The sequence below is a fragment of the Domibacillus sp. DTU_2020_1001157_1_SI_ALB_TIR_016 genome (assembly GCF_032341995.1).
GTDB classification, from domain to species: domain Bacteria; phylum Bacillota; class Bacilli; order Bacillales; family Domibacillaceae; genus Domibacillus; species Domibacillus indicus_A.
This window is the reverse complement of sequence record NZ_CP135439.1, coordinates 293,620-319,692: the sequence shown is the minus strand read 5'-3', so window position 1 is coordinate 319,692 and position 26,073 is coordinate 293,620. Positions and strand designations below refer to the sequence as shown.

The 26,073-nt window shown below is 47.4% G+C and carries 26 protein-coding genes; 6 read left to right on the top strand and 20 right to left on the bottom strand.

Annotated elements, in window-relative coordinates; all coding sequences use genetic code 11:
- Positions 1 to 208: 208 nt before the first annotated feature.
- A complete protein-coding gene (locus RRU94_RS09575) occupies positions 209 to 2,047 on the bottom strand; it encodes a cation:proton antiporter (protein WP_315693981.1) in 1,839 nt (612 codons plus the stop codon).
- Between the two features lie 227 nt (positions 2,048 to 2,274).
- Here RRU94_RS09575 and RRU94_RS09570 point away from each other — a divergent pair, with 227 nt between their 5' ends.
- Entirely contained in the window at positions 2,275 to 3,168 is an 894-nt protein-coding gene (locus RRU94_RS09570; RefSeq protein ID WP_315693979.1) for a manganese catalase family protein, read from the top strand.
- Between the two features lie 30 nt (positions 3,169 to 3,198).
- Here the strand turns inward: RRU94_RS09570 and purU are convergent, their stop codons facing one another.
- On the bottom strand, positions 3,199 to 4,107 hold the full coding sequence (purU, locus tag RRU94_RS09565) for a formyltetrahydrofolate deformylase (RefSeq protein ID WP_315693977.1): 909 nt from the start codon (positions 4,105 to 4,107) through the stop codon (positions 3,199 to 3,201).
- A gap of 141 nt (positions 4,108 to 4,248) precedes the next feature.
- Between purU and RRU94_RS09560 the strand changes: the two genes are divergently transcribed.
- Complete coding sequence (locus RRU94_RS09560; RefSeq protein ID WP_315693975.1) at positions 4,249 to 5,592, top strand: sodium-dependent transporter; 1,344 nt, start codon at positions 4,249 to 4,251, stop codon at positions 5,590 to 5,592.
- Between the two features lie 83 nt (positions 5,593 to 5,675).
- Here the strand turns inward: RRU94_RS09560 and RRU94_RS09555 are convergent, their stop codons facing one another.
- The 8 genes from RRU94_RS09555 to RRU94_RS09520 all read right to left on the bottom strand — a co-directional run bounded on the left by RRU94_RS09555 (position 5,676) and on the right by RRU94_RS09520 (position 14,533).
- Positions 5,676 to 6,563, bottom strand: a complete 888-nt coding sequence (locus tag RRU94_RS09555; protein ID WP_315693974.1) for an SGNH/GDSL hydrolase family protein — start codon at positions 6,561 to 6,563, stop codon at positions 5,676 to 5,678.
- Positions 6,564 to 6,637: 74 nt separating this feature from the next.
- Positions 6,638 to 7,150 (bottom strand): hypothetical protein, encoded by a 513-nt coding sequence (locus tag RRU94_RS09550; protein WP_315693973.1) that lies wholly within the window; start codon positions 7,148 to 7,150, stop codon positions 6,638 to 6,640.
- Between the two features lie 184 nt (positions 7,151 to 7,334).
- A complete protein-coding gene (locus RRU94_RS09545) occupies positions 7,335 to 8,456 on the bottom strand; it encodes a type II asparaginase (protein ID WP_315693970.1) in 1,122 nt (373 codons plus the stop codon).
- A 209-nt stretch (positions 8,457 to 8,665) separates the two neighbouring features.
- Positions 8,666 to 8,923, bottom strand: a complete 258-nt coding sequence (locus RRU94_RS09540; protein WP_315693968.1) for a hypothetical protein — start codon at positions 8,921 to 8,923, stop codon at positions 8,666 to 8,668.
- Positions 8,924 to 8,939: 16 nt separating this feature from the next.
- The gene (locus tag RRU94_RS09535) at positions 8,940 to 10,418 is read right to left on the bottom strand and encodes an NCS1 family transporter (protein WP_315693966.1); all 1,479 of its coding nucleotides are present in this window, start codon (positions 10,416 to 10,418) and stop codon (positions 8,940 to 8,942) included.
- Positions 10,419 to 10,446: 28 nt separating this feature from the next.
- Positions 10,447 to 11,859, bottom strand: a complete 1,413-nt coding sequence (gene hydA, locus RRU94_RS09530; RefSeq protein WP_315693964.1) for a dihydropyrimidinase — start codon at positions 11,857 to 11,859, stop codon at positions 10,447 to 10,449.
- 19 nt (positions 11,860 to 11,878) lie between these two features.
- Positions 11,879 to 13,141, bottom strand: coding sequence for an NAD-dependent dihydropyrimidine dehydrogenase subunit PreA (preA, locus tag RRU94_RS09525; RefSeq protein WP_315693962.1), 1,263 nt, complete (start codon positions 13,139 to 13,141; stop codon positions 11,879 to 11,881).
- A 15-nt stretch (positions 13,142 to 13,156) separates the two neighbouring features.
- Positions 13,157 to 14,533, bottom strand: a complete 1,377-nt coding sequence (locus RRU94_RS09520; protein WP_315695895.1) for an NAD(P)-dependent oxidoreductase — start codon at positions 14,531 to 14,533, stop codon at positions 13,157 to 13,159.
- 176 nt (positions 14,534 to 14,709) lie between these two features.
- Between RRU94_RS09520 and RRU94_RS09515 the strand changes: the two genes are divergently transcribed.
- Both RRU94_RS09515 and RRU94_RS09510 read left to right on the top strand, forming a co-directional pair.
- Positions 14,710 to 15,201 (top strand): hypothetical protein, encoded by a 492-nt coding sequence (locus RRU94_RS09515; RefSeq protein ID WP_315693960.1) that lies wholly within the window; start codon positions 14,710 to 14,712, stop codon positions 15,199 to 15,201.
- A 1-nt stretch (position 15,202) separates the two neighbouring features.
- The gene (locus RRU94_RS09510) at positions 15,203 to 15,580 is read left to right on the top strand and encodes a hypothetical protein (RefSeq protein ID WP_315693958.1); all 378 of its coding nucleotides are present in this window, start codon (positions 15,203 to 15,205) and stop codon (positions 15,578 to 15,580) included.
- A 192-nt stretch (positions 15,581 to 15,772) separates the two neighbouring features.
- Here the strand turns inward: RRU94_RS09510 and RRU94_RS09505 are convergent, their stop codons facing one another.
- The 4 genes from RRU94_RS09505 to RRU94_RS09490 all read right to left on the bottom strand — a co-directional run bounded on the left by RRU94_RS09505 (position 15,773) and on the right by RRU94_RS09490 (position 19,392).
- Positions 15,773 to 16,999, bottom strand: a complete 1,227-nt coding sequence (locus RRU94_RS09505; protein ID WP_315693956.1) for a Zn-dependent hydrolase — start codon at positions 16,997 to 16,999, stop codon at positions 15,773 to 15,775.
- 149 nt (positions 17,000 to 17,148) lie between these two features.
- Positions 17,149 to 17,979, bottom strand: coding sequence for a D-amino-acid transaminase (gene dat, locus RRU94_RS09500; protein ID WP_315693954.1), 831 nt, complete (start codon positions 17,977 to 17,979; stop codon positions 17,149 to 17,151).
- Between the two features lie 38 nt (positions 17,980 to 18,017).
- On the bottom strand, positions 18,018 to 19,106 hold the full coding sequence (locus RRU94_RS09495) for a class I SAM-dependent methyltransferase (protein WP_315693952.1): 1,089 nt from the start codon (positions 19,104 to 19,106) through the stop codon (positions 18,018 to 18,020).
- Positions 19,107 to 19,269: 163 nt separating this feature from the next.
- The gene (locus RRU94_RS09490) at positions 19,270 to 19,392 is read right to left on the bottom strand and encodes a hypothetical protein (protein ID WP_315693950.1); all 123 of its coding nucleotides are present in this window, start codon (positions 19,390 to 19,392) and stop codon (positions 19,270 to 19,272) included.
- A 113-nt stretch (positions 19,393 to 19,505) separates the two neighbouring features.
- On the opposite strand from RRU94_RS09490, the gene RRU94_RS09485 reads away from it, so the two are divergent.
- Complete coding sequence (locus RRU94_RS09485; protein ID WP_315693948.1) at positions 19,506 to 19,973, top strand: GyrI-like domain-containing protein; 468 nt, start codon at positions 19,506 to 19,508, stop codon at positions 19,971 to 19,973.
- 392 nt (positions 19,974 to 20,365) lie between these two features.
- Here RRU94_RS09485 and RRU94_RS09480 read toward each other — a convergent pair whose 3' ends face one another.
- Positions 20,366 to 21,169: a ZIP family metal transporter gene (locus RRU94_RS09480; protein WP_309091453.1), complete on the bottom strand. Its 804-nt coding sequence runs from the start codon at positions 21,167 to 21,169 to the stop codon at positions 20,366 to 20,368.
- Positions 21,170 to 21,358: 189 nt separating this feature from the next.
- On the opposite strand from RRU94_RS09480, the gene RRU94_RS09475 reads away from it, so the two are divergent.
- Positions 21,359 to 22,234 carry a cation diffusion facilitator family transporter gene (locus tag RRU94_RS09475; RefSeq protein WP_315693945.1) on the top strand — a complete coding sequence of 292 codons (876 nt, stop codon included), beginning with the start codon at positions 21,359 to 21,361 and terminating at the stop codon, positions 22,232 to 22,234.
- Positions 22,235 to 22,292: 58 nt separating this feature from the next.
- Here RRU94_RS09475 and RRU94_RS09470 read toward each other — a convergent pair whose 3' ends face one another.
- From RRU94_RS09470 to RRU94_RS09450, 5 genes are all read right to left on the bottom strand, one after another.
- Positions 22,293 to 22,625 (bottom strand): bh protein, encoded by a 333-nt coding sequence (locus RRU94_RS09470; protein ID WP_242232675.1) that lies wholly within the window; start codon positions 22,623 to 22,625, stop codon positions 22,293 to 22,295.
- A 128-nt stretch (positions 22,626 to 22,753) separates the two neighbouring features.
- Positions 22,754 to 24,043 carry an NAD(P)H-dependent oxidoreductase gene (locus RRU94_RS09465; RefSeq protein ID WP_315693943.1) on the bottom strand — a complete coding sequence of 430 codons (1,290 nt, stop codon included), beginning with the start codon at positions 24,041 to 24,043 and terminating at the stop codon, positions 22,754 to 22,756.
- A gap of 2 nt (positions 24,044 to 24,045) precedes the next feature.
- Positions 24,046 to 24,444 (bottom strand): PTS glucitol/sorbitol transporter subunit IIA, encoded by a 399-nt coding sequence (locus tag RRU94_RS09460; RefSeq protein ID WP_251271463.1) that lies wholly within the window; start codon positions 24,442 to 24,444, stop codon positions 24,046 to 24,048.
- A gap of 14 nt (positions 24,445 to 24,458) precedes the next feature.
- On the bottom strand, positions 24,459 to 25,496 hold the full coding sequence (locus tag RRU94_RS09455; protein ID WP_315693942.1) for a PTS glucitol/sorbitol transporter subunit IIB: 1,038 nt from the start codon (positions 25,494 to 25,496) through the stop codon (positions 24,459 to 24,461).
- A gap of 21 nt (positions 25,497 to 25,517) precedes the next feature.
- Positions 25,518 to 26,051, bottom strand: a complete 534-nt coding sequence (locus RRU94_RS09450) for a PTS glucitol/sorbitol transporter subunit IIC (RefSeq protein ID WP_315693941.1) — start codon at positions 26,049 to 26,051, stop codon at positions 25,518 to 25,520.
- Positions 26,052 to 26,073 lie beyond the last annotated feature (22 nt).

The following is a 26,073-nucleotide window of genomic DNA, read 5'->3' as shown; positions in this document are numbered from 1 at the left end:
TTAAAAATTCTCCTTCACGTTAAAAATTTGCTGCTTTGTGTCAAAAAAATACGGTTTTGTGTTCTTTATAATGAAAGCACTTTCAAAATATTTTATACTTATACACATGAAGCCGCTCGAAGCGGCTCAATGTATAAAATACAATTCCATACTCTCTCTGATTTACTGTCAGAAAAAAGCGGCCCCGGTGAAGGCCGCTTTTTTCGTCCTACTGGCCGCGGCGCTGCTCCGCGATTTTTTCTTTTGCTTTCGCTATTTCCTTTACCGGCGGCATTAAACTCACTACGATATCTCCCGCTTCTCCCCGAGGCGAGGCGTCGCGTGTGTAAAAAGCCAGCTTGCCAGAAGACTTTACCAGGAACAAAAGCAGCGTATTTTCGTCCAGCTCTTTTAAATAGCTGTCGTAGCCGAAGCGTTCCGTCAGCTCTGTTTTTCGAAAAACGTAATCAGCCGCCCGGGATGTTAACGCCTGATAATGAGCAGATGAATCAAACAACACTTTTCCGCCCACCGTTTTATTGAATTCTTTCGCTGTTTCTGTCCGCTCTGGTCCTGAAGCAATTTGATACAAATTCACACGGCCCATCTCCGGAACAAAGGTAGAGCAGACGAGTGCGTTATACGCCTCATCGCTCGTTGCCGCAATCATGTACTCATAGGGCGTCAGTTCAAGATGATATTCCGTACTTTCCGATAAAATTTCACCGTGGTAAACCGGCAGATTAGCCTGCCGTGCCGCGTGAAGCTGTTGCCATGAGTCGTCCGCCACAAGTACGGGAATATTTAAATCCTGCAATGTTTTACCGAGCTGTGCCGTAAAGGTATTGCCGCCCACAAGCAGGACACCCGGCTTATCGGTTGAAGCCAAATGAAGCTTTCTGGCCAGCCAGCCGATTGAAAAGCCATGAGCCACAACGGTAGAAAACACAAGGGCAAACGTGAGCGGTGTCAGCAGTGAAGCATCCTCATACCCTGCTTCAAAAAGCGACTGGGCAAAGTAGCCGGACACCGTGAGTGCCACAATGCCGCGCGGCGCAATCCAGCCAACCAGCGTTTTTTCCCCATTTGTCATATCTGTCCCGATTGTAGAAAGCCAAATCGACAACGGGCGAACGACAAACAGCATGATCAGTACGAAAGCAATAATACGGAAATCAAAAATCTGCATCAGCGTTTCTCTTGTCAGGGACGCTGTCAGCATAATAAAAATGGTCGAAATAAGCAGGATAGAAATGTTTTCCTTGAAATGGCGCATGTCTTTAATAGAAGAAATGTGCATGTTCGCCATGACCATCCCCATCGCCGTTACCGCAAGCAGCCCCGTTTCATGCATCGTTTCATCAGCAATCGTAAAACAGGCGATCACGACAACAAATACAGACGGCGACTTTAAGTATTCCGGCACACGCCCCTTTTCAAGCGCTTTGCCAAGACCAAGGCCAAACACTACGCCGAGTATCACTGCAAAAGCGGAGCCGAACAAGAAACTAATAAACGTAGTGGCTGTTTCTTCTCCTGTAAAAAACTTAATAAGTTCAAATGCAAATAGGGCAAGAAGAGCGCCAAACGGGTCTACAACGATTCCTTCCCATTTCAATATGGCGGACGTTCTCGGCTTCAGCTTCGCCTGGCGCAGAAGCGGAAGAATCACAGTCGGACCTGTGACAATAAACAAACCGCCAATCACAAACGAAACAGCCAGAGACAGCCCGGCTACATAATGCGCAGCCAGCGAGCCGGCGATCCAGGCGATAAAAGCACCTAACGTGACGATCCGGCGAATCGGCTGCCGAACCGTTCTGACTTCGCGAAAATCAAGGTTTAAGCTGCCTTCAAATAAAATAATGGCCACCGCCGCAGAGATAATCGGGCCAAATAAATCGCCAAACACATCTTTCGGGTTAAACCAGCCGGCCAGCGGGCCAATCAACAGACCTGCCACCGACATGACCACAATCGCCGGAAGCCTGTAGCGCCAAGCTGTCCATTGAGACGCAATTCCAACGACCAGTGTGATCATCATATAAAATAACAGAGAATCAAACATCACATCTCCCTTTCTTCTTATGTTTCTGTCCATACTACCGTGTTTGTTCCCATATTTCACGTCTGAGAAACTGGGCATACTCTGATCTCTAAAAATAAAAAAAATCGAAATATTTCTTATTCACTGACTGCAATTCCGATTTTACGCATATACCTTTGCTTTGAAATAGGCACCCTCCCTATTCTTCCCGCATACAATAAAAGGGTGAATAAAAAGGAGGGCTTTTTATGTTTAAGCGTATGAACCGCCTTGCCGTCGAGCTGCCGATCCCGGAATACGGATGCGCTAATTCTGCTGCGGCTGTCCAGGAGCTGCTTGGAGGCAAATTCGGGGAAATGTCGACGTTAAACAATTACCTGTTTCAATCGTTTAACTTCCGGCAGAAAAAGAAGCTCAAACCTTTTTATGATCTTGTCGCCAGTATCACAGCTGAAGAAGTCGGCCATGTAGAGCTTGTTTCAACAACTGTTAACCTTCTGCTTAAGGGAACAACCTTTAATGCCGATCCGGACTGCACTCCCCTTCAAAACGGTTTAAATAAACGAAATACTCAGCATTTTATTGCCAGTGCCCAGGCATCGCTTCCAGTGGATTCAATGGGATTGCCATGGAACGGCACGTATGTATTTTCAAGCGGCAACCTGACTCTTGATTTGCTTCATAACTTTTTCCTCGAAGTGGGAGCACGCACTCACAAAATGCGTGTATATGAAATGACGGATCATCCAACTGCCCGGGAGATGATTGGCTATCTGCTTGTTCGCGGCGGTACACACATTCTTGCTTACGCAAAAGCGATCGAAATGATTACAGGGGCAGACGTGACGAAAATGATTCCCGTTCCTCACGTGCCAAACGCAAAATTTGATACAACCCGCAAATTTGAAGAACAAGGGTTAAATAATGTGCTATACACGTGGAATGACGCCGGTGAATATGAAGGAATCCGCCAAATTTGGAAGGGCACCAATCCTGAGAGCAACGAACCGCTTAAAGTGATTACCGGCTCACCAAAAGGCGCGCCGATTCCGGACTTAGATGACCTGCCGCAGGAATTTGCCCCGGGCTTAAACCCTGACCATTATGAGTGGATCGCGAAGAAGCTGATGGATAAAATGTAAAAAAGCTGCCCCCAACAGGACAGCTTTTTCTTATTGAAACACGATGGTTTTGTTGCCGTGCACGATAATGCGGTCTTCTAAATGCCACTTAACTGCCCGTGCCAGAACACGCCGTTCAATCGAGCGGCCGATTTTTTTCAAGTCCGCCACGTGATCGCGGTGATCTACACGTTCAATATCCTGTTCAATGATTGGTCCTTCATCTAAATCATTGGTTACATAGTGAGACGTCGCACCGATCAGCTTCACGCCACGGTTGTACGCACGCTCGTACGGACGCGCACCAATAAACGCCGGCAGAAACGAGTGATGAATGTTAATAATTTTGTTCGGATACTTCTCTACAAATTCTGGTGTTAAAATTTGCATGTAGCGTGCCAGCACGATGACATCGACATTATGCTCTTCAATCAAACGTGACTGTTCCTCTTCCACCTGCCGGCGAATGTCTTTGTTTGCCGGGATATGATAGAACGGAATACCGAGCGATTCAACCATCCCCCGGGCTTCTTCGTGGTTTCCAGCTACGAAGGCGATATCAGTCGGCAGATCGCCGCTTTGCCATTCCCATAAAAGCTCCAGCAGGGCATGCGGTTCTTTTGAAACAAAAATCGCTGTTTTCTTCCGCTCGCTTCCGTACGCAAAGCGGAACTCCATACTAAATTCTTCCGCAAGTGACGAAAATTCCTTTTCCATAGCATCCCGCTTGTCCATTAGTCCTTCGCAGTCAAATTCGAGTCGGATAAAAAAAGTGCCGCCTTGCGGATCACTCGTATACTGGCTTGACTCAATAATATTCGCACCCTGCTCAAACAAAAATTTTGACAGCGCAGCTACAATCCCCGGTCCATCTGGACACTTTACAAGCAGGCGACCCCGATTTTCAGGACGGCTTTGTCCACTCGGTACGTTTTCGGGTGAATTTATATTTGCATTCATCATGTACACTCCAGTTTTTCAGTTTAATTTCAATTTCCTCATTATATACGATTCCGCCTGCTTTGAAAATATATTCAGCCGTTCGCCTCGATTCGTGCTATAGTAAAATAACAAAATGACTTGTTATTGGAGGCAAAGCAATTGGAGAAACAAGAACAATGGTCGTCGAAGATCGGCTTTATTTTGTCCTCAGCCGGCGCGGCGATTGGGCTTGGGGCGATTTGGAAATTCCCTTATGTAACCGGCCAAAGCGGCGGCGGTGCTTTTTTGCTTTTATTCGTTATTTTCACTCTTTTAATCGGGCTTCCTATGCTGATTTCAGAGTTTATTATTGGGCGCGGTTCCGGCCGGGAAGCGGTTGGTGCTTATAAAAAATTAGCGCCGGATTCTTTTTGGACACTCACAGGTAAAATGGGGGTCGTCGGCTGCTTTTTACTGCTTTCTTTTTACAGCGTAGTCGGCGGCTGGGTATTGATTTATACGATCCGTGCTCTTTACGGCGGTGTCATCGGCAGCGGTGATCCCGAGATCATGTTTGGCGCGATGACTACAAATGGATGGCTGACAATTGGCGGCCACGCTCTTTTTATGCTGCTGAATATTATTGTCATTGCAGCCGGCGTCCAAAAAGGCATCGAGTTTGCCAGCAAATATATGATGCCTCTTTTATTTATTTTCTTCATTATTTTAGTGATCCGCTCTTTAACACTCGACGGAGCAATGGAAGGCGTGGCATTTTTCCTGCAGCCGGACTTTTCGAAAATTAATGCAGAAGCCGTCTTATATGCACTTGGACATTCCTTTTTCTCACTGGCTGTCGGATTTTCCTGCATGGTCACCTACAGCTCTTATTTAGGTAAAGATGTGAGTATTCCTTCGTCTGCCGGTTCTGTGGCGATTATGAATATTTTCGTTTCCGTTTTAGCGGGACTTGCCATCTTCCCGGCCGTTTTTGCATTTGGCTTAGAGCCGACAGCTGGGCCTGGGCTTCTGTTTGTCGTACTGCCGGCTGTTTTTTCGCAAATGCCTTTTGGTGAATTGTTCTTATTTATGTTTTTACTGCTGTTTTTGTTTGCAACGCTTACTTCTTCGTTCAGCCTGCTTGAAATTATTACCGCAGCTTTTACGAAAGGCGAAGCAGCATCACGCAAAAAGATTTCACTCATCTCCGGTATCATCGTTTTTCTGGCGGGCATTCCTGCGGCTCTGTCCTTTAGTGCGTTCGCCGATATTTCCTACTTCGGCCGCAACATTTTTGATATGACCGATTATCTCGTCAGCAATATCCTGCTGCCGCTCGGCAACCTGCTGATCGCGCTGTTTATTGCCTGGCGGATGGATCAGGCGATTGTAAAAAGCGAGTACGAACTCAATGCGGGCCGCTTCGGCTCTACGTATACGTACTGGCTGCCGCTTATGCGCTGGATTGTGCCGATTACAATTGCGGTCGTATTTGTTTATACGATGAGCCAATTAAAAATGTAACCTAAAAAGCGTTCACGAATCCAAAACGGATTCGTGAACGCTTTTTTTATTTTTCTTTTATTCGTTACATGCCTATTCATGCTTTAAAGTGCAGCGGCATATACTTCTTCCCTTGTACATCCTTGTACAGCCGCTGTTTGATCCGTTTCTTCCGCTGCCTTTTTCTCCTGCTTCGGCTCATGTTCCAGCATCCTTTGCCGCTGTTTGATTAAATCAGCCAGTGGAATTGGCTTCGGCAGCTGTCCTAAAATGGAGGACGGCAGCTTTGTACCAGGAGCATATACAGCTAAAAAGGCATTCGCCATTTGCAAATATCCTGCGCCGTTTGGATGCACATCGCCCGGATTCGGCACATACTCCACTCCATCCAGTCCAAAACGATCCGTCACCGGAACAAAGACGGCACCCGCCCTCTCCGCTTCTTGTTTAATGATCTGGTTAAGCAGGTCCAGCTGCTCACTAACGGCCGGCTTGTGCTGGTCAAACACATGAGGATAGGGGAAATAATAACCCATTGCATAGATATGCGCCTGTGGATTCAGTGCTTTAATTTTCTCAAGCAGCAGCGCATAGTTTTCCCTCACGCCATTTAAGGCAAAAGCAGCCGTTACCGCGTTAAAGGTAAGCAGACCCCGCTTCGGATCATTTTGAATAAGCGGCAGCAGGTCATTCGCACCCGCTGAAATGGTAATGAGATCTGCCGACTGAATGGCTTTTTTCCCCGCCGCACTTTCCACCTGGCTGATTACCTGACTTACTGTGTAGCCGGGAATCGCAAGCTCCTTTGAATAAGAATCCGGCCGGATCGCAAGCGCAATCATATCTGCATACCCTGCTCCGATTTCCCGATTCGGCGTCTGGCCCGCTGCAAGCGAATCACCAATTGCTATATAATGGATGGCCGCCGCCTGTCCAGGGCCGGCAATACTGCCGAAAACAAAAAAGAACAACAGCAAAGCCCGTCTGATCATACGCGCCACTTCCTTTACTCATTCTTCTCCTTATTGTATCAAAAGAATGAGCTTTTACGCTTGAACAAACTGTTTTATGCACCAGTCATTGTAAATGTAAAAGCGAGATCAATGCCGTGGATCTGTTTTTCTTGAAAATAAGCGACGTAATAAATAACCGTATCGTCCACATGATATACAATTCCGTCAAAAGAGTGAGCCAGAAGATAGTCTTTGGTGATCCGGCCAATCCATGCATGAACATGTTCTGGGCGAACAGCAGGCACCGCTCTTTCGGCATATTTCCACTCAAGTGCATCCCGCCTAAGATCTGTTTCTGTGTACCGGCAGTTGATGACCATAGGCCGTTCCAGCTGGATGTCCTGTTTCAGTACGGCCGCCCGGCTGCTTCCTTCTGCTTCCGCGTGACAAAATGCGTAGTGGGCAGCAAGCTTTGCATCGCTGATTAAATAAAGGCCAGGACCAAAAATAGACCGCGCTTGAACGCCGTCTTCAAACTGCCGCCTTTCCATCCGCTCGTAACATTGAGTGGCGATTACACGTTTCGCTTCCCCAAAACTCACTCCACGATATCCCATTCTTTTCATTCTCCCAGCCTCCATTTCAAGCTTTATTGACCGGCAGGCAAACGTTGCAAGGTAAAATTGAGTTCAGCTTACCATATTCGCCCAAATAGATTTCGGTTATTGGCAGAAAATCTCACTGTAAAATGAACAGAAAATAAAAAACCTGCCTCTCTTTCGTTTTGAAAAAGAAGCAGGTTATATTGTTTTAGTATTTATCGAAATACTGCTGGATTTTCTTCGGATCGCTCGTTTTTGTTAAAGTTAACATTAATAAAATACGGGCTTTTTGCGGATTTAAGGAATCGGCAGAAACAAGGCCGTCTTTGTCGTCTGAAGGACTGTGGGTTACGACTCCGCTGCCTGTGCGTGTAGAGCGGACAACCGCTACTCCTTCTTCTGCTGCATCTTTCACTCCTTCTCTTGCGATACTCGACATGGACCCATTACCAGAGCCCGCTACAACAAGTCCTTTGGCTCCTGCTTCCACAGCGGCATCATACAAATATCTTCCTTCATTTTGGTAAGAATATAAGATATCTACTTGAGGAAGCTTTTCAATTTTTGAAATATCAAAAGCAGTCTGTGTAGTATGCTTCTTATTTAAGATGGAGCTGAAATAAACACTCTCACCTGCAAAACTGCCTAAATAGCCCTGCTCTACGGATTTAAATGTATCGAGAGCTGTTGTGTTTGTTTTTGTTATGTAACGCGCTGCACCAATTCGGTCGTTAAACGCGACCATAACACCCTTTTTCTTCGCATATGGATTCGCCGCCAGTTTCACAGCATTATATAAATTCATCGGCCCATCAGCGCTAATGGCTGTAGCCGGACGCATCGCACCGACCACCACGACCGGCTTTGTGCTTTTCACGACCAAATTAAGAAAATAAGCTGTTTCTTCTAATGTATCTGTCCCGTGTGTGACGACAATTCCATCCACATCATCGGACGCAAGCAACGTATTGATACGCTTGCCAAGCTTCAGTAAAATATCGTTGTTAATTTCCGGACTGCCGACGTTTACAATTTGCTCTCCGCTCACATCAGCCAGCTTTTTCATTTCCGGAACAGCTTTGATCAAGGTTTCCACACCGAGTTCCCCGGCATTGTAATCCGTTGTATCCGTATTGCTCGCAGAAGAGCCTGCGATCGTACCGCCGGTTGCTAAAATTTTCACGTTTGGCAGATCGGTGTCCGCACTCTTAACCGTTGTAGAAGCAGTTGTTGTAGCTGCCTGTACGGATAAACCAGTATAAACCCCTGCTCCTGGAGCTAATAAACAAACAGACATAACAGATGCACCTATCATTTTTTTAAGCTTCATTAAACCGTCTCCTTCCGCTGCTACGAATATATTATACAATTTTCACTATATACGCTTTACACGTTTAATTATCATTTCATGTAATATTTTCTAACATAAATTTATTTGTGTTTTCGTTTTTCAAACAGAAAATAGCCTTTATCCGTATAAGTAAAACGGATAAAGGCTGTTTTAAGATCTTTTACTGCTAATCTTTCATGAGAAAGCGGTCAGGATCCGGCTGCACCCGCTTCTTCGTATGTGCCTCCGCATGAGTTTTTACTTTCCCTTTTCGCTTCGACAATGAGCGTTCCAATGTATTTGCGTGCATCAGCTGTTAAAAGGTGTAGTTCCTTTCGTTCAATATGCCGTTCAAACTCGATAAAATCCCCTTCAAGCGTTTCTCTTACTGCGATAATCCGGTAGCCGTCATCGAGGAGTGCATCGATGGCTTCCTTTTCTTTTATAAACCCTTTGTAATCGGACATTCTCCCTCGCTCCTTTTTACAATTTTTCAATCGCAGCCGGCGGCAGTTCACCAGCTGCCGTTTCGCTTTCTGATGGAATGGTCCAATCACGGCCGACCGTCACGCCAAGGTATTTGTCGTCACTTGGGTCTTCCAGCTCAGCCTGCTTGTATGAGCGGAACCACCAAAACTTCGCTAATACATAATATGCAGCGGCGCCGACCGCAAAGCCGACAAAAAACGAATAGGTTGAAAAGATGACGGCAAGCGTACCGCCTATTACCCAGGAAATAATGCCAGCCCAGTTCACGCCGTAATGATAGCGGTACTGTCCTTTCATTTCATACAAGTCCGGCACATTCACACGGCGCTTTCGGATTAAATAATAGTCTGCAAACAAAATGCCGACAATGGCGGAAAGCACCCCGCCGACAACAAGCAGAAACGGCATTAAAACGTTAAATAAGTTCCACGGCTGGGTGACCATACCGATCACGCCTGCTGCGATTACACCCGCATAAAACGGTACTTTCGGGCCGCCAATATTTGAAAACACAGTGGCAGCCGGGACAAGATTGGCCGCTGTGTTCGTGGACCACTGGGCAAAGACGATAAGCAGCAGCAAAACAGCCAGTACAAGCCCGCTGGATGTTTCCTGCAAGGCGGCAACCGGATCATAGTTGCCGACTGCAATAAAAGCAACACCGCCAATCGCTACTACAAAGGTTTGCGTAAGCGGCATGGCAATTAAACTGCCGACCAGCACACTTTTATTGCGTTTGATCCAGTTCCGCTCAAATTGCGGCGCTTTAATAAAACGGGAAATCGAAGAAATATCGGCCGCCAGCGTCGACCAATACCCCATGTTCCCAAGAACCACAACCATAAAAGCATTAAACAGCAAACCGCCGGTAAGCGGGTTTTCCACCCAGGACCAAACATTTTTATCGGCAGCCGCCGCCTGGTCGGCAAGTGTGACATACATCCAGAGTGAAATTAAAATAATAATAGGCGCAGCTAAATCTGCAAATTTTTCAATCGATTTGATCCCAATAATCGTATTGGCGACCTGCACCGCCACAAAAGCTAAAAAGCAGACAAACCAGTTGTCAAAGCCAAACATCACATTTAAAATACCGTTGATCGCCATAGCGCCGAAATACGTATTGATTCCGAACCACATGGATGCGGCAATACCGCGGATCGCTGATGGGATATGTGTTCCGATTGTTCCAAACGGCGCCCGCATATAAACAGGAAAAGATAGCCCATGCTCGATCCCGATATCTGCAATAATGGAAATAAACAGGCCAATCAGCACACAGCCGATAAAAGAGGCGGCAAGCACCCATGAAAGCGGCATTTGTTCCACAGCCGCTCCGCCGATGGCAAAAGCAGCCAGAACAACCGCCATCCCAATCCACATAAGCGCAAAACCAAACGTGCCAATTTTACGGTCACGGTGGGCAATCGGAAGTAAATCCGGCGATTTTAAATAACGGCTGGGCTCTTTCATTTATGATTCCTCCTCTTTCATTGGATGATTATTGGGCAATGATAGCCTGACGCGCCTGCGTACTGTTATAGCGGCTTCTTTTAATGTACTGTCCGCTTCCCGGCTTGCCGGTAAATTCTCCTTCCCGAATGACAAATTCACCACGCGAGAGTACGGAGACGGGCTCACCTGTTACTTTCATTCCTTCAAAGGCGCTGTAATCGACGTTCATATGATGGGTTTCAGCAGAGATCACACGCTCTTTGTTTGGATCAAAGATGACGATATCCGCATCGCTGCCGACCGCAATCGTGCCTTTTTGCGGGAACAGGCCGAATAGTTTTGCTGAGCGGGTCGACACGAGATCAACAAACTGGTGAATGGAAATGCGCCCTTTTTTCACTCCTTCCGAAAACAGCAGGCTAAATCGGTCCTCAATGACCGGGCCCCCGTTTGGAATTTTTGAGAAGTCGTTCCGTCCGAGATCCTTCTGCCCATTAAAGTTAAAAGAACATTGGTCAGAGCCGATCGTTTGCAGCTGGCCATTTTTCAGTGCGTCCCACAGTACATCCTGGTTCCACTTTTCACGGAGAGGCGGTGACCAGACGTACTTAGCGCCTTCAAAATCCGGCTTTTCTAAATCATGCTGGTCGAGCAGCAAATATTGTGGACATGTTTCGCCCCAAACTTGGAAGCCTTTTTGGCGTGCCTCTGCAATTTTATGGGCAGCTTCCGCACACGACACATGCACAACGTACAGCTGGGAATTTGCCAGGCCGGCCAGCGCGGCTGCACGTCCGGTTGCTTCTCCTTCTACTTCCGGCGGGCGTGTAAGCGCGTGGTAAATCGGCTCTGTATGCCCTTTTTCCAGGGCGTCGTTTACGAGGTAATCGATCACATCACCATTTTCCGCATGAACCATCACCAGAGCGCCATGCTCTTTTGCTGTGAGCAGCGTACGAAACAGCGTTGCGTCATCCGCCTGGAAAACATTTTTATATGCCATAAACACTTTAAAGGATGTAATGCCTTCTTTTTCAATCACCTCCGGAATCTCCGCCAGCACCGCGTCATTTACTTCCCCAATCATCAAGTGGAAGCCGTAGTCAATAACGGCTTTATCCTTTGATTTCTCATGCCACGTACGGATCGCTTTTTGCAGCGGCTCCCCTTTGTTTGTCAGACAGAAGTCAATGATGGTCGTTGTGCCGCCGAATGCCGCTGCCATCGTCCCCGTTTCAAAATCATCTGCTGTGACTGTGCCGCCAAACGGCATGTCCAGATGTGTATGAGGATCAACACCGCCCGGGAACAGGTAAGCACCTTTTGCATCAATCACTTCATCTGCCGCTTCCTTCAGTGCAGCACCAATTTGGGTGATTTTGCCGTTTTCAATAAGCAGATCCGCTTCGTATTGATCGACTGCCGTTACAATGACACCGTTTTTAATGATTTTTTTCATGCTTATCCGCTCCTTTTCTTTAAACAATTGGCTGTTTAATAGCCGCCTGGCGTTCGTTCCATGTCATTGGCGGGCCGCTTGGAATTTCCATCATGTCGATAGCGCCGTCCACCGGGCAGACAATGGAGCAAAGATTGCAGCCGACACAGTCCTCCTCACGAACCTGCAAATATTTGCTGCCATCTGAAGACGTCAGCATCTCGATACATTGATGTGCTGTATCTTCGCAGGCGATATGGCATTTATTACAGTTGATGCATGTATTGCGGTTGATATGGGCGACCACTTTGTAATTTAAGTCGAGATTGCCCCAGTCGGAGTAACGCGGAACGGTCCGGCCCATTAACTCTTCAACAGAAGCAAGTCCTTTGCTGTCGAGATAATTGCTTAAGCCGTCGATCATATCTTCAACAATGCTAAACCCGTGGTGCATTGCCGCTGTACATACCTGAACGCTGCCAGCACCCATTAAGATAAACTCGGCCGCATCTTTCCATGTGCCAATGCCGCCAATGCCCGAGATCGGAACGTTAATTTCCGGGTTGCGTGCGCATTCCGCCACCATATTTAAAGCAATTGGCTTTACGGCCGGGCCGCAGTAGCCGCCATGTGCTCCTTTTCCTGCCACGTGCGGAATCGTATTCCACGAATCCAGATCCACACCGGCGAGGCTGTTGATCGTATTAATCATGCTGATCGCATCCGCCCCGCCCTGTACAGCTGCCCAAGCAGTGGCCGTAATATCGGTAATGTTTGGTGTCAGCTTGACAATAACAGGTGTACGGGCGGCTTCCTTCGCCCACATCGTCTGCTTTTCCACCAGCTCCGGCACTTGTCCGGACGCTGCACCCATACCGCGTTCTGCCATGCCATGCGGGCAGCCGAAATTTAATTCGAGCCCGTCCACGCCGGCGGCTTCTACTTTTTTCACAATTTCATGCCACTTTTCCTGCTTCGGTTCAACCATCAAGGAAGCGATGACAGCATGATTGGGAAACCGTTTTTTCGTTTCGTAAATTTCTTTTAAATTCACTTCAAGCGGCCGGTCTGTAATGAGCTCGATATTGTTAAAGCCTGCCACACGCTGGCCGTTAAAGTGCAGCGCCGCAAACCGGGAGGATGTATTAATAATCGGGTCACCGAGTGTTTTCCATACGGCGCCGCCCCAGCCGGCTTCAAACGCTCGCTGCACCTGATAGCCGGAATTGGTCGGCGGTGCGGATGCCAGCCAAAACGGGTTAGGTGATTGAATCCCTGCAAAGTTTATACGTAAGTCTGCCATCTAAATCTCCTCCTTTTAAGATGTTTGCGCCATGCCAGAGCCGACAAGCTGTTTGTAAATCGAGTAAGCCGCCCGTTTTCCCTGTTCTGCTGCTGTAACGACCATCGCATCCCCCTGCCCGTCACCAAAAATCACATCTCCTGCCGCATACACTTTCGGATTAGAGGTCTGGAGTGTGTCCAGGTCCACTTTCACGGTGCCCCATTTATGAGTTAACCCAAATGCTTCAATCAAGCCGGTATAACGCTTCTGCCCAATCGCACGAATGACCGCGTCCGCTTCGACGGTAAACTCGGAACCCTCAACCGGTACGGGCCGGCGGCGGCCGGATTCATCAGCAGCGCCAAGCTCCATTCGGATGCACGTTACGCCTTTAACTGCCCCCTTCTCATCCTGTACAATTCCAACCGGCTGTGTAAGCCAGCGGAACTCCACTCCTTCCTGCTTGGCAAATTCGTACTCAAATTCATAAGCGGTCATTTCGGCTTCAGTTCGCCGATACAGCATTTTCACATCGGCGGCACCGAGCCGGACCGAGCATGTCGCTGCATCAATCGCCGTGTTGCCAGCACCAATGACGACTACCTTCTTTCCGATCAAATGGGTATCCATCGGCGGTATTTTTGTCGATTCTACAAATTCAATCGCATCGTAAACGCCTTTGGCCCCTTCTCCCTGGATGCCGATAGGCGGAACACTGGCCATTCCAACCGCGAGCACCACAGCATCATAGCTCTCCAAAATGTCTTCCGGACTGATATCGCGGCCGACAATGGTGTTTGTACGAATGGTAACGCCCAGGCTCTCCACCTGCTCGACCTCCCACATGGATACGCGCTGCGGAAGACGGAAGGATACGATGCCATGAGTATCAAGGCCGCCCGCTTTTTCCTTCGCTTCGAAAATGGTAACTTCAAATCCAAGGCGCGCCAGTTCACGCGCTGCGGACAGCCCCGCCGGACCGCCGCCGATAATTGCGGCCGACTTTCCATTTTTCTCTCCTGCCTTAAACAGCTGCGCGTGATTATGTATCGCCCAGTTAGTGGCATGCCGCTGGAGGTTGCCGATCATAATTGGCTGTGACGCGTGGTTAAGGACACAGGCACCTTCACACAATTCTTCTGTCGGACAAACACGCGCACAGCTTGCCCCGACCGGATTGGCTTCCATAATCACTTTGGCCGATCCTTTCAAATTGCCTGAAGCAATTTTTTTAATAAACGACGGAATGTTGATCGAGGTTGGACAAGCTGTAATACAAGGTGCGTCATAGCAATACAAGCAGCGATTTGCTTCATCCGTTGCTTCCTTGGCCGTTAAATCAGGTTCAATTTCGAGAAAATTTTGAGACAGGTCCGTTAGTGAAACAGAACGGTTCTTCATTCGATTCATGTGCATCGTTCGTTCCCCCCTTGCATGTTTTCTGTCTATTGATTATTTATTGATTGCACCTTAAAATATTTATACAGCAAACAAAAAACGCACACATCATTTTTGGTATATTTTCTGACAAACGAACTTTATTTTAGTGTAGGATGAAGAGAATACCAACGGAAGAAGTGACACATGTGAACAGGAACGAATTGGAGCAGCGAATCAATGAATATGAGTCCCAGCTTGAACAGCTTCGCGGCCAGCTGGCGGCTGTTTCCGAGCAGGAAGAAGAGCGTAAACAGTTCGTCTCATCCAAAGAAATCATCGAGCTCATCCGGCAGCACACGGGTCGTGAATTAAATATGTCTACAATTAAAAGATGGGCAGATGAAGGCTATCTTGGCGAGGTGCTGGATGAAAAGCAGGCATTCCCGGCGCTCCGCACAAAACAGGGCAAGAAGCGGTTTATCTATCCGAAAGAAAGTGTGTATCATTTCTTGTTTGAAAAAGGCTATTTGGCCCCTGCTTTTGAGGTGCTGGACCAGGTATGGATTGGATCGGAGCGTGCGATGGTGATGGATTCCGTTCTTCAACAAGGGGAGTTTCATTATACAGTGCAGATAGAATCAACCTTTACTATACAAAAAGGGGTTAAAGAATCCTGCTTGCGAGGGGAAGAGGTGTAACGTGAAGGCCAAAATTTCCATTCAAAATACACGAGACAACCAGGGAAAAGCGCGGCTTATCCGGGATGAAAACCGTGACAGCGGGCATTCGCTGGCCATTTCTTTTTCAGAAGATGCCAAAGAGATCTTTTTTGAAGGCAGTATGATTCAAGTGCCGGACAGTGTTCCTTTTGGCGACATTACCGTGCTTGAAGGACAGGTGAAAAAACGTGAAGGCGGCTTTGATGTGCAGCAGGCCGACAAAGGAAAAACCGTCAACCTGCATTTAGATGCCGGCCTCGTTGCCGAGCTGAATGAAATTCGCCAGCATGTGATGAGCAAAACCCAGCATGACATCATTTTAGAAATCTTTAAAAAAGGACTCGATCACTATAAATGACCGAGCCTTAGGGTATAGACAAAGTTAGAAAGCAGGCTGATTGAAAGCGCCTGCCTTTCCAGGAACGCAGCTGGCTGGGAAGCGGAGTGACCTTTTCGGGGTCATGAGCATTCACAGACAGCCAGTGACGCCGAAAGCGGGCGTTTTTCAACAGCCTGGGGCTCGATCATTATAAATGATCGAGCCCCTTTTTCAGATCAAAGTGAGGACCGTTTCAAGCAGCACATTCACGCCTCTTTCACAGTCTTCCCAGGACGTTAATTCGTCTTCATCGTGGCTTTTCCCATTTACGCTCGGCACAAAAATCATCGCCGACGGAATGTAAGAAGCCATGAACTGCGCATCATGCCCTGCTCCGCTCACCATCCGCTTATGAGAAAAACCGAGTAAAGCAGCCGACTGCTCAAAAGCATCGCAGAGCGCCGGCTCAAACCAGACCGTCTCACGTCCCCACAATTTTTGAACTTTTACATTGCATGCTGCTCTTTCGGCAGACCCCTGCATCTCCCGAATGATGTCCTCTACTTTTTGAATCTTTTCCGCGGAAGTATGCCGTGCTTCCAATGAAAAAACCACTTTGTTCGGAATGACTGTGTGAATGTTCGGCGACACGTTCATCCGCCCAATCGTATAAACGAGGTCGTCACCAAGCGCAGCGAGCTTTTCTCTCGCTTCTTTAATTAAATCCACTGCCGCAAACAAGGCATCGCTGCGCATCGACATCGGCGTGGTGCCAGCGTGGTCCGATTCACCTGCTACCTCAATTTCATAACAGACCATACCGAGCACACATTCAACGATGCCAATCGACAGCTTCTCTCTTTCTAAAATCGGCCCCTGCTCAATATGCAATTCCAAGAAAGCTGCCGCTTCTTTCATCCTGTTTTCCACTTTGCCTTCATAACCAATCGATCGCAATGCTTCTGCAAACGTGATGCCTTCTACATCTTTTTTGGCTATCATTTCTTCTTTGTTAAACTTTCCGGAAAGCACACCGGAGGACATCATCGACGGTTCAAAGCGGGCGCCTTCTTCATTGGTCACATTCATGACGACAACCGGCACACTTGGCTTTACACCGTGTTCTGTTAAAGTCCGCATGACTTCAAGCCCCGCTGCTACACCAAGCACACCGTCAAAGCGTCCGCCGCCTTTAACAGAGTCAAGGTGAGAACCCATGACAACCGGCGGTTTGTTTTCACGGCCCGGGAGCATCCCATACATGTTGCCCATATCGTCCACCGATAAAGAAAGGCCCATCTCTTCACAGCATGTGCGAAAATAATTGCGTGCAAGGCGGTCTTCTTCCGATAAAGCGAGCCGTGTCACACCGTTTCGGGCTGTCCGGCCAAACCCGGCAAACGTTTCAAGTGATTCCTGCAGACGTTCACCATTAATCTTTAGTTTTTGATCATTCATATTGCATCCTCCTTTAAAAATATTTTTAAAAAATAATGCAATCAATAAATAATATTTCTTATTATGGCACAGACAGAGAAAGTTGAATAGATTTTTTACAGAAAATTCTGCACAAAAATAAAAAAGCCCTCTGTTAAAGGGCCTTTGTTTTAAACTCGTTTCATAAACGCTTCGTAGATTTTTTTCGTTATGTCGCCTGGCTTTCCGCTTCCAATCTTTTGGTCATCCGCAGTTGTAACCGGCACAATCTCAATCCCGGTACTCGTTAAAAACACTTCATCCGCTTTCAAAACAGCTTCAGGTGCAAATGTCTCCTCTTTTACCGGAATGCCAAGCTCTGCAGCGATATCAATCACAGCCATGCGCGTAATACCATGCAAAATATGCTTTGTCGCAGGCGGAGTAATTAATTCTCCTTCTTTGACGAGAAATAAATTAGAGCTTGATCCTTCTGTTACCACACCATCGCGGACGAGCACTGCCTCAAATGCACCAGCTTCAAACGCTTCCTGCTTCGCCAGGAGATTCGGCAAAAGATTGAGCGTTTTAATCCAGCAGTTTTGCCACCGTTCATCAGGCAGAAGCTTGATGCTAGCGCCATTTTCCCGTAGCGTTTCATCCATCGCTCGGAACGGCTTGACCGTCATGGAAATCGACGCGGGTACATTCGGAAACAAGTGGTTGCGCGGAGCGATGCCGCGTGTGGCCTGCATGTATATATCGCAATCAGACAGCCCGCTTCTCTTGATCAAGTCGGCTGTAATCTCTTCAATGTCTTCGCGTGAATGATCCAGATTCAGCTTGATCGCTTCAGCACTTTTAAAAAAGCGGTCCAGGTGCTCCTTCATCATAAAAGGACGTCCGCCATAAACACGAATATATTCATACACTCCGTCACCAAATTGATGTCCGCGTTCATCAATCGGCAGCACGGGATCATCTGAGTTTATGATTTTCCCGTTCAAGTACCCAATTGCCATTTTATCCGCCTCACTTTAGTTTGTTTCCTTCATTATATCTATTTTTTTGAAAAATTTACACAATACCAGCTTCCTTCGCGCACGACCGTTTTAATCGATTTTAACTGGAGTCCCGCTTCCTCTGCATCCCGGATAAGTTCATCCTTTCTTGGCAGCGGGTATAAATTTTCATGCGCTTCCATAAATGAATTAAACGCAGCTGAAAAGCGCTGTCCGCCTCGTTCCAGATAAAGGGGGGTAATCATAATAACGGTCCCGTTTTGGCTGATCAGCTTTGAAACCCGGGCGAGCAGCTCTTTTCGCGCATCCTGCGAATAGTAATGAAGAAGGTTATTCATCATGATCACATCAAAAAAACGGCTTGGCACTTCCCACGTATTGATATCTGCATAATAAAACTTTACTTTTTCCCCCAGGCTCTTCTTCCGGACTTTTTGGCGTGCTTCTTCAATACATTCTTTACTGATGTCCACCCCAACGAAAGTTCCTTGTTTTATTTTATCGGCCAGTTTTATTAAATAGCCGCCCGTTCCGCAGCCAATATCCAGCACCCAGCGTGGTTTTTGGGCATTTATCTCCGACAGTACATGTCCAAATGCTTTTTTTTCAATTAAAGCGGAGGTGGCCGCAACTGTTTTGCCAAAATCCTCTCCGTTAAACCGCCCTTTTTGATTGGATGTGATCATTTGGGGATAGTTCATCAGGGAAGGCATATGCATTTCAAATAATTCTTTGAGCAGCTCACCAACCGAATGATCACTTTCCTGTGAAAAAAACTTCAGCATTTTTTTAGAAGGAACAAGCCGGCCGCCGTCCTGTTTTAAATGACCCAGCACGATTCCTGTATCGGCCCAGGAACTCAGAAGCGTTTCTTCATAGCCGTAGTTCTCTGCAAGCGATTCAAGTGTCGCGCCGCCTGCGAGTTTATGAAACAAATCAAGCCGGTAGCCGACATATGCCTGCCATGTCGGCAAAAAGGGTTCATTTTTCTTCAGCCAGTTTCGTGCTTCCCACATTTTTCGGTATTCAGCAATCATGTTACTTCCCCCTGTTTTCCAAAGATAGTCGTCATCGTCTGTATATAGATACTCTGCGCCATTTGCACAAAGCGGCCCACTTCGCTTCATCTCTTTGTTCTCTTCTTTTTTAATAAGGAGTACCATGCGCAACTTTAAATTAGGAAGAGGAAAAAATCCAGGAAAGGAATGACCGCATACAATCATTTCGCCTTCTGTTATGCTTTCAGGCCGGAGAAATGTGGTGGTTAGAAAGCAATGGTTGTATACCGTTTCAGTCCATCAAAGGCGCAGCGTCTCTTTCGGCAGCGATCATGTCGACGTCGCCTTGCGTAAGCAGTATACCGATTAAAAGACCGGACACATGGCCTCCTGAAATACATATATTTGTTTTCATGAGGAGCCTTCCTTGTATAACTTTTGTTCATCGTTTTTACAATTGCTATTCCCTTAAGAAACGGTGTGAAAACATTTAAAAGCGGGAAAAGAAGGGAAAAAGGAGCTGAGATCATGAATCCGAAACTTGTAGATGTACGTGCAATCACGGTAGTGGGATTTGAAATGAGCGGTACAGAAGAAGAAATTGCTGCTATGCGCCCTGAATGGAAAAAACGGTTTCTAGAAACAGCCAGCCAAATTCCCTCTCAAACAGACGGCTACTTAATGGACATTTGCTTGAAGCGGGCTGGCCAGCTGTATACGCACTGCATCGCCATGGAAGTGAGCCATATCGACATTATTCCGTCCGGCATGTCGAGTTTAACGATTCCGGCTGGTTCCTATGCCTTACTTGAGCTTGACGGACAAGAGAAAGATGTGAAAAACGGATTTCGGTCTATTTTGGCATGGGCACGCGAGCATCATATACGGCTTGATCCTAATGAATTTCGGATTCATGTGACCATACATGGTGAGCAGCATCATTTATACTGGCGGCTGGCGAATAAACGCAGTGAAGCAGCTGAAGAAGCGGTTTAAATTGTTTGGAAGGAATTCTAACAGACTCGCTGACAATCCTTCTCCGCAAGTTCATACTAAACGTATGAACTTGCTCGGACGAGGAGGAATCACCGTTGACAGACGAAAATGTGGAACGAAAACCTTCTATTTATTTGCCCGGCTTAAGCCTGATTATTTTTTATGAGCTAAAAAGAAAAAAAACAGCCCCTGTTCTCCACTGAGAATAGGGCTGTTTTTTCTTTTATCGTTATCAGGTACGGACCTTATCCAGCTCCAGGCACCATCAGCTCGAAGGCTCACAAAATGTGAGTCACAAAGGCGTTGCAGCAGGATGCTGCGTTTTAGCCTTTACTCTTTATAGTCAGCTCCTTATGTTTGTCGCTGATAACCAGGTACCTTCCGCTTTCTTATTATCCGAGCGCGACATCGAGCACCATCATCAGGGCAAAGCCGACCATAACACCCATTGTGGCAAGGTCTGTGTTGCGCGAGGATTCTGCTTCCGGAATCAGCTCTTCGACCACGACAAAAATCATGGCTCCTGCAGCAAAAGCAAGGGCGTAGGGCAAAATAGGCTGAATAAACAGGACCGCCGCCGCTCCAATCACAGCTGAAATCGGCTCAACGAGCGCCGAAGCCTGTCCGTAGTTAAATGCTTTCATCCGTGACATTCCTTCTCCGCGAAGCGGTACTGATACCGCCGCTCCTTCTGGCATATTCTGAATGCCGATTCCAAAAGCAAGCGCCAGAGCAGCCGCTATAGTGGCTCCATCCATATTCAGCGAAGCCGCTCCAAATGCCACACCAATGGCAAGCCCTTCTGGAATATTATGAAGCGTAATCGCTAAAAATAAGAGCGTCGTTTTTTTCAATTGTGTAGACGGGCCTTCTCCTTTTTCCCGCCCGATATGCACATGCGGCACAACGACATCAAGCAGACGAATAAAAACGCCGCCCAGCAGAAAGCCGATTACTGGCGGCAGCCAGGCAATCTGTCCGCTTTTTTCGCTGAATTCAATGGCTGGTGCCAGCAGCGACCAAAAAGAAGCGGCAATCATCACACCCGCTGCAAATCCTAACATCATTTTCATGATGGATTCTTTAATATTACGAAAGAAAAACACGACCGCTGCACCAAGCGCTGTCATTCCCCAGCTGATCATGCCGCCGGCTAACGCCTGCAGCGCGGGGTGCAGGCTGCTGAATGTTTCCATTGTTTTCACCACCTATTTGTTATTCTTTTTTCTTTTCCCCGTTGTTTTGCAATTGACTCTCTTTTTTGCGAAAAAGAACAATTGTAGTACGAGGGCAACTTGTTAAGCCAGCGGCAATCATGTTGCCGTAGACCCACCCGAATGAGGGCTGGTATAGTATAAACACTAACTTTTCTGGAGGAACCACAGGTGGAAACAGCATATGAAGATTTAAAAAAAGGGGAACGCGGTGCATGGATCAGCATCGCAGCCTACTTATTCCTTTCCGCAGTAAAGCTGACCGTCGGCTGGATCGGCAATTCCGAAGCGCTGAAAGCAGATGGTTTAAATAACTCAACAGATATTATCGCTTCCGTCGCTATTTTGATCGGTCTGCGCATCGCCCGTAGACCGCCGGATGAAAATCACCGGTACGGCCACTTTCGCGCAGAAACGGTTGCTTCTCTTTTAGCCGCTTTTATTATGGCATCCGTTGCCATTCAAGTTTTGCTTACAGCCGGACAATCCCTGTTTCAAGCGAATCATGAAGCACCTGATATGTTCACCGCCTGGACAGCTCTGGGTGCTGCACTGGTCATGTATGGCGTTTACCTCTACAACAGGCGGCTTGCCCAAAAAATTAACAGCCAATCCATTTTGGCGGCTGCCCATGATAACCGTTCAGATGCTCTGGTCAGCGTAGGAGCCTTTGTCGGGATTATCGGATCGCGCCTGGGCCTTGGCTGGCTTGATACGCTCACTGCTTTTGTGGTCGGCCTTATTATTTTAAAAACCGCCTGGGATATTTTTTCTGACGCATCTCTTGCCCTGACGGATGCATTTGACCTTGATGAATTAAAAGGGATGCAGAAAACTGTTGAAAAAGTACCGGGTGTCCGCGGTGTGCCGAGCATTAAAGCCCGCTCGCACGGAAACATTACGCTTGTAGACGTTGTTCTTCTTGTAGACCCGGGTTTAAACGTAATCGAAAGCCATGATATTACCGAGTATGTAGAGGAAGCCCTGCTGCAGGAGCATGGCATCCGCTTGACCCATATTCATATCGAACCAGACGGACACAAATAAGTGTGCCGTCTTTTTTGAGCACAAAAAAAGCGGCTGCTTCAAAAGCATACCGCCTGCGTTAAGAATGTTTAGACTGTTTGAGTACTTTTCTCGTTTCGTTCACATATTTGATGAGTCTGTATGGCTTGCTGATCACCCGCAGCGGCATACCGGAAACAAACTTGCTTAAGTCCTGCTTATATTCCTGTGTCATTCGTGAAGGCTTTGTTGAAATACGGTCGTACATTTCTTTATATAATTCTTTTTTTGCATCGATTTTCATGCCAGTCAGCCGATGGCACTCCTCACATTCAATGCTTTGAATTTTATTGTTCACATACACAACCCGATGAATGGTTTCATCATGACAACGCGTGCAATAAAGGCCGGCTTCCATTTCGGAAATTTTCACTAAGCCTCACTCCTTCACACCTATTTCTTTCTCTCTTTATTATATGCCAATCAGGGGGACCGGTAAACCAAGCTGTTCAAAACAATTAAAGGGATGCCCCGATATACGGCAGCATCCCTTTTCGTTCCTTAAAAGCTCTGTGCTTGAAGAGAGCGCAGCTTCCAAATCGTTGACTCCCGCTCCTGTTCGATATCATCATACGTTAAAATGTCGCCTTTTTTCACTGCACGTTTTAAGACCACATTCGGATCTACAAGTCCGATTGGGAAAGCATTGGCGGCTTTGGATTCTTCCTGGCTGTACAGCGTGCCGTATACTGTAAATCCGCCGATGCCGTCAAGGCGGTCACCTGGCTGCAGATCTTTTTTCGCTGTTGCGACGGTTTCTGCCTGCAGGCCATGCCAAGGTGCGATGGTGGCTGACTGGTTTAAATAGGCCCGAGCCACTGAAAGCGGCGTTTCTAAGCTCGTTAAGTGGTAAGGGCGGAACAGAATATAATTTGGTCCCGGGCCCATTTTTAAGTACTGCATTTCATGGTTTACTTCTTCTTTTTCGGAAGAAATGATGGCAAAGACGCCCGGCGCAACGCCATTTACATAGTCGACAATCTTTTTGCTTTTTAAAATGCCTCCTTCTTCCTGCAGGCGGAAAATATCCGGCAGCTCTTTCACCGTGCCTTCCGGGCCATGCATGCCCGGTTTATCCGGTAAAAATCCTGTTGCATTTGCGACCGCGTTCATTTCAACCATTGTTTTCGTTCCATCCTGGAAGGAAGCGAGCATTTTCGGGCTTGAGCCTTTTTCTTTTGCTTCTGCTGCCGCTGAATCCGGATTTGCTTCATAGTTTAATGGGTTGTTTTTTCCTTTCCCAAGAGCGACGATGTCAAAGCCAAGCGCATCGGCAAAGTCATACAGCTCCATAATACAGCCTGGCTCATCACCAGCAGATCCTGTATAAACAACGCTGCTTGCTTCTGCCATTTGATGAAGCAATGGACCGACTGTAATATCCGCTTCTACATTCAGCATAACAATATGCTTTTTGTTCATAATCGTTTTCCAGGCAATTTCAGCACCAAGGTTTGGGATGCCTGTTGCATCTACAATAACATCAATGCCCGGCAGCGCGATCACCATAGACACATCGGTAGTGGCCACCACTTTGTTTTCTCTTAATGCTTTTTCTGCTGTTTCGATTTCTGTTGTGGTAACGATATGCTGCGGCTCCACACCGGCTGTCATGTACGCATTTTGAATAATATCTGTTTTCAAGTCGGCTGTCGCGGCTACACGCATGCCCTTCATGCTTTCAATTTGCGAAATCATGCCGCGTCCCATTTGGCCGCAGCCAATCAAGCCGACTTTAATTTCCTTTCCTTCTTTCTCAAGCTGCATCAGTTTTCGGTTAAGTCCCAACATGTTTAGGCCCCCTCAGGCTTTTGAAATGTAATCGTTGTTGATACCGAGATGACCGGCATGTCTTTATCCTCTACACAAAGCGTTCCTGGCAGGTCTGCATGATCCGCTCCGTTAAACGTAATTGTGCAGTGGCCAAGCTCTGCAACCGTTTCGTTTACTTTGTCTCCTACAAACGTCACCTTGTACGCCTGATCGCCAAAAGTCAGAATATCGCCCGCTTCAATCACACCTTCAAGCGGCGCAATGCTGTGCACAACCGCGATGTCACGCAGGTCTTTCGGTGCGCTTTCATTGAAAATAATCAGCATTTTTTCTTCCGCAAACATCTCCACGTCTGCACCAAGCTCTGTAACAGTTGACTGATAAATCGTTTTCATTTTTACGCCTCCAAGTACACTCAAAGTGACCCCTCCTATTATTCGTATAAGCCAAAGCTAAAGAAGTATGCAATCACGACCGCAAGCGGCCCTGTAATTAAACGTGACATTAAAACAGCCGGCACCCCAACTTCTACTGTTTCCGGTTTTGCTTCCCCAAGTGTTAATCCTACTGGCACAAAATCTGCGCCTACCTGCGGGTTAATCGCAAACAGGGCCGGAAGAGCGAGGCTTGGCGGGATATTCCCTTTGCCGATCTCCACCCCGACGAGTACACCAACGACCTGGGCAATCACGGCACCCGGCCCGAGCAGCGGTGACAGGATCGGTACGGCACAAATCACCGACAGAACGAGAAGCCCGAAGATATTACCGGCAAGCGGCGATACAAAGTTGGCAATAACATCACCGATACCTGTGTACAGAATAATCCCGATCAAGGTGCTGACAAGCGCCATAAATGGGATGATGTTTTTCAATACCTGCTCAATCGTTTCCCGTGCTGCCTGGTACAGCACCCCGATCACGCCGCCCATCGAACGGCCCAGCTTTTCAATGATGTTCTGCTTGCGCGGTTCACCGCTGCTGGTTTTCATCTGTGCGACTTTTTCGCGCGCTTCTGCTTTCAGCTGCTGGGCATTTTTCGGATGTGCTGCCGCAGTAACGGACGGTGCTGCTTCTCCGCCTGCCGGCTGAATGTCCGGCTCTCTTACACCGGAAACAAAATTGTCTTCCTTAATAAACTTCATTAATGGCCCGGATGGAGATGTGGGCGTCAGGTTGATCGTCAGCACACCCATTTTCGGATACACACCGCAGCGTGCTGTACCGCCGCAGTCAATTAAAACGCAGGCCATTTCGTCTTTTTCAATCGATGTTTTAAAGCCGTCGACGGCCTGTGCACCGGTTAAATCTGCAATGCGCTGGGCAACCGGGTGAATGCCTCCGCCAGTAACGGATACGACATACTTTTTCTGCTCATCCGGCTGGATGACAAGCGGCCCTCCCCATCCGTTGCTGCCTTTGGTAATTTTGACTGCTTTATACTGTGGATTTACTGCTTGATTTTCAGACATCTGCTTCTCCCCCTCTCTTCATTAGTCCGTTATGGAAATACCCTGGCGTTTCATCATCGCAATGGTAATACGTTCTGTTAAAATCCCGCGGATTAAAATGACAATCATGCCGACAAGGAAAAACCGGATCGCTAGTGGTCCCGTTGAAAGGCCAAGCGTCGTAATTCCCTGGGCAATTCCCATGTACACGAACAGCTCTGCCGCATTGGCGTGCGGGAACAACCCTGTGATCGGATGGACGAGTGAAACAGCTGAATCATAGAAAGCTGGTTTCTGACGCTCTGGCAGGAACTTCCCGAATGTATAAGCCATCGGGTTTGTTAAAAAGAAGACAGCTAGGAGTGGAAACAGCGTATAGCGTAAAATAATATTTTTCGTTGTTTTACGGGCGAAGCGGTCAATCCGTTCTTCCCCGATAATTTTAATTAAAGCGTTTACAGCAAGAATCAAACAAATGAGTGTCGGAATGATACCGGTAAACATGCCCATAAAGGTTTCTCCACCTTTTTCGAACATCCCGATAAATCCTTCTGCAAATTTTACCAAAAAGTCCATCTTACATTCCCTCCTCTTTCTT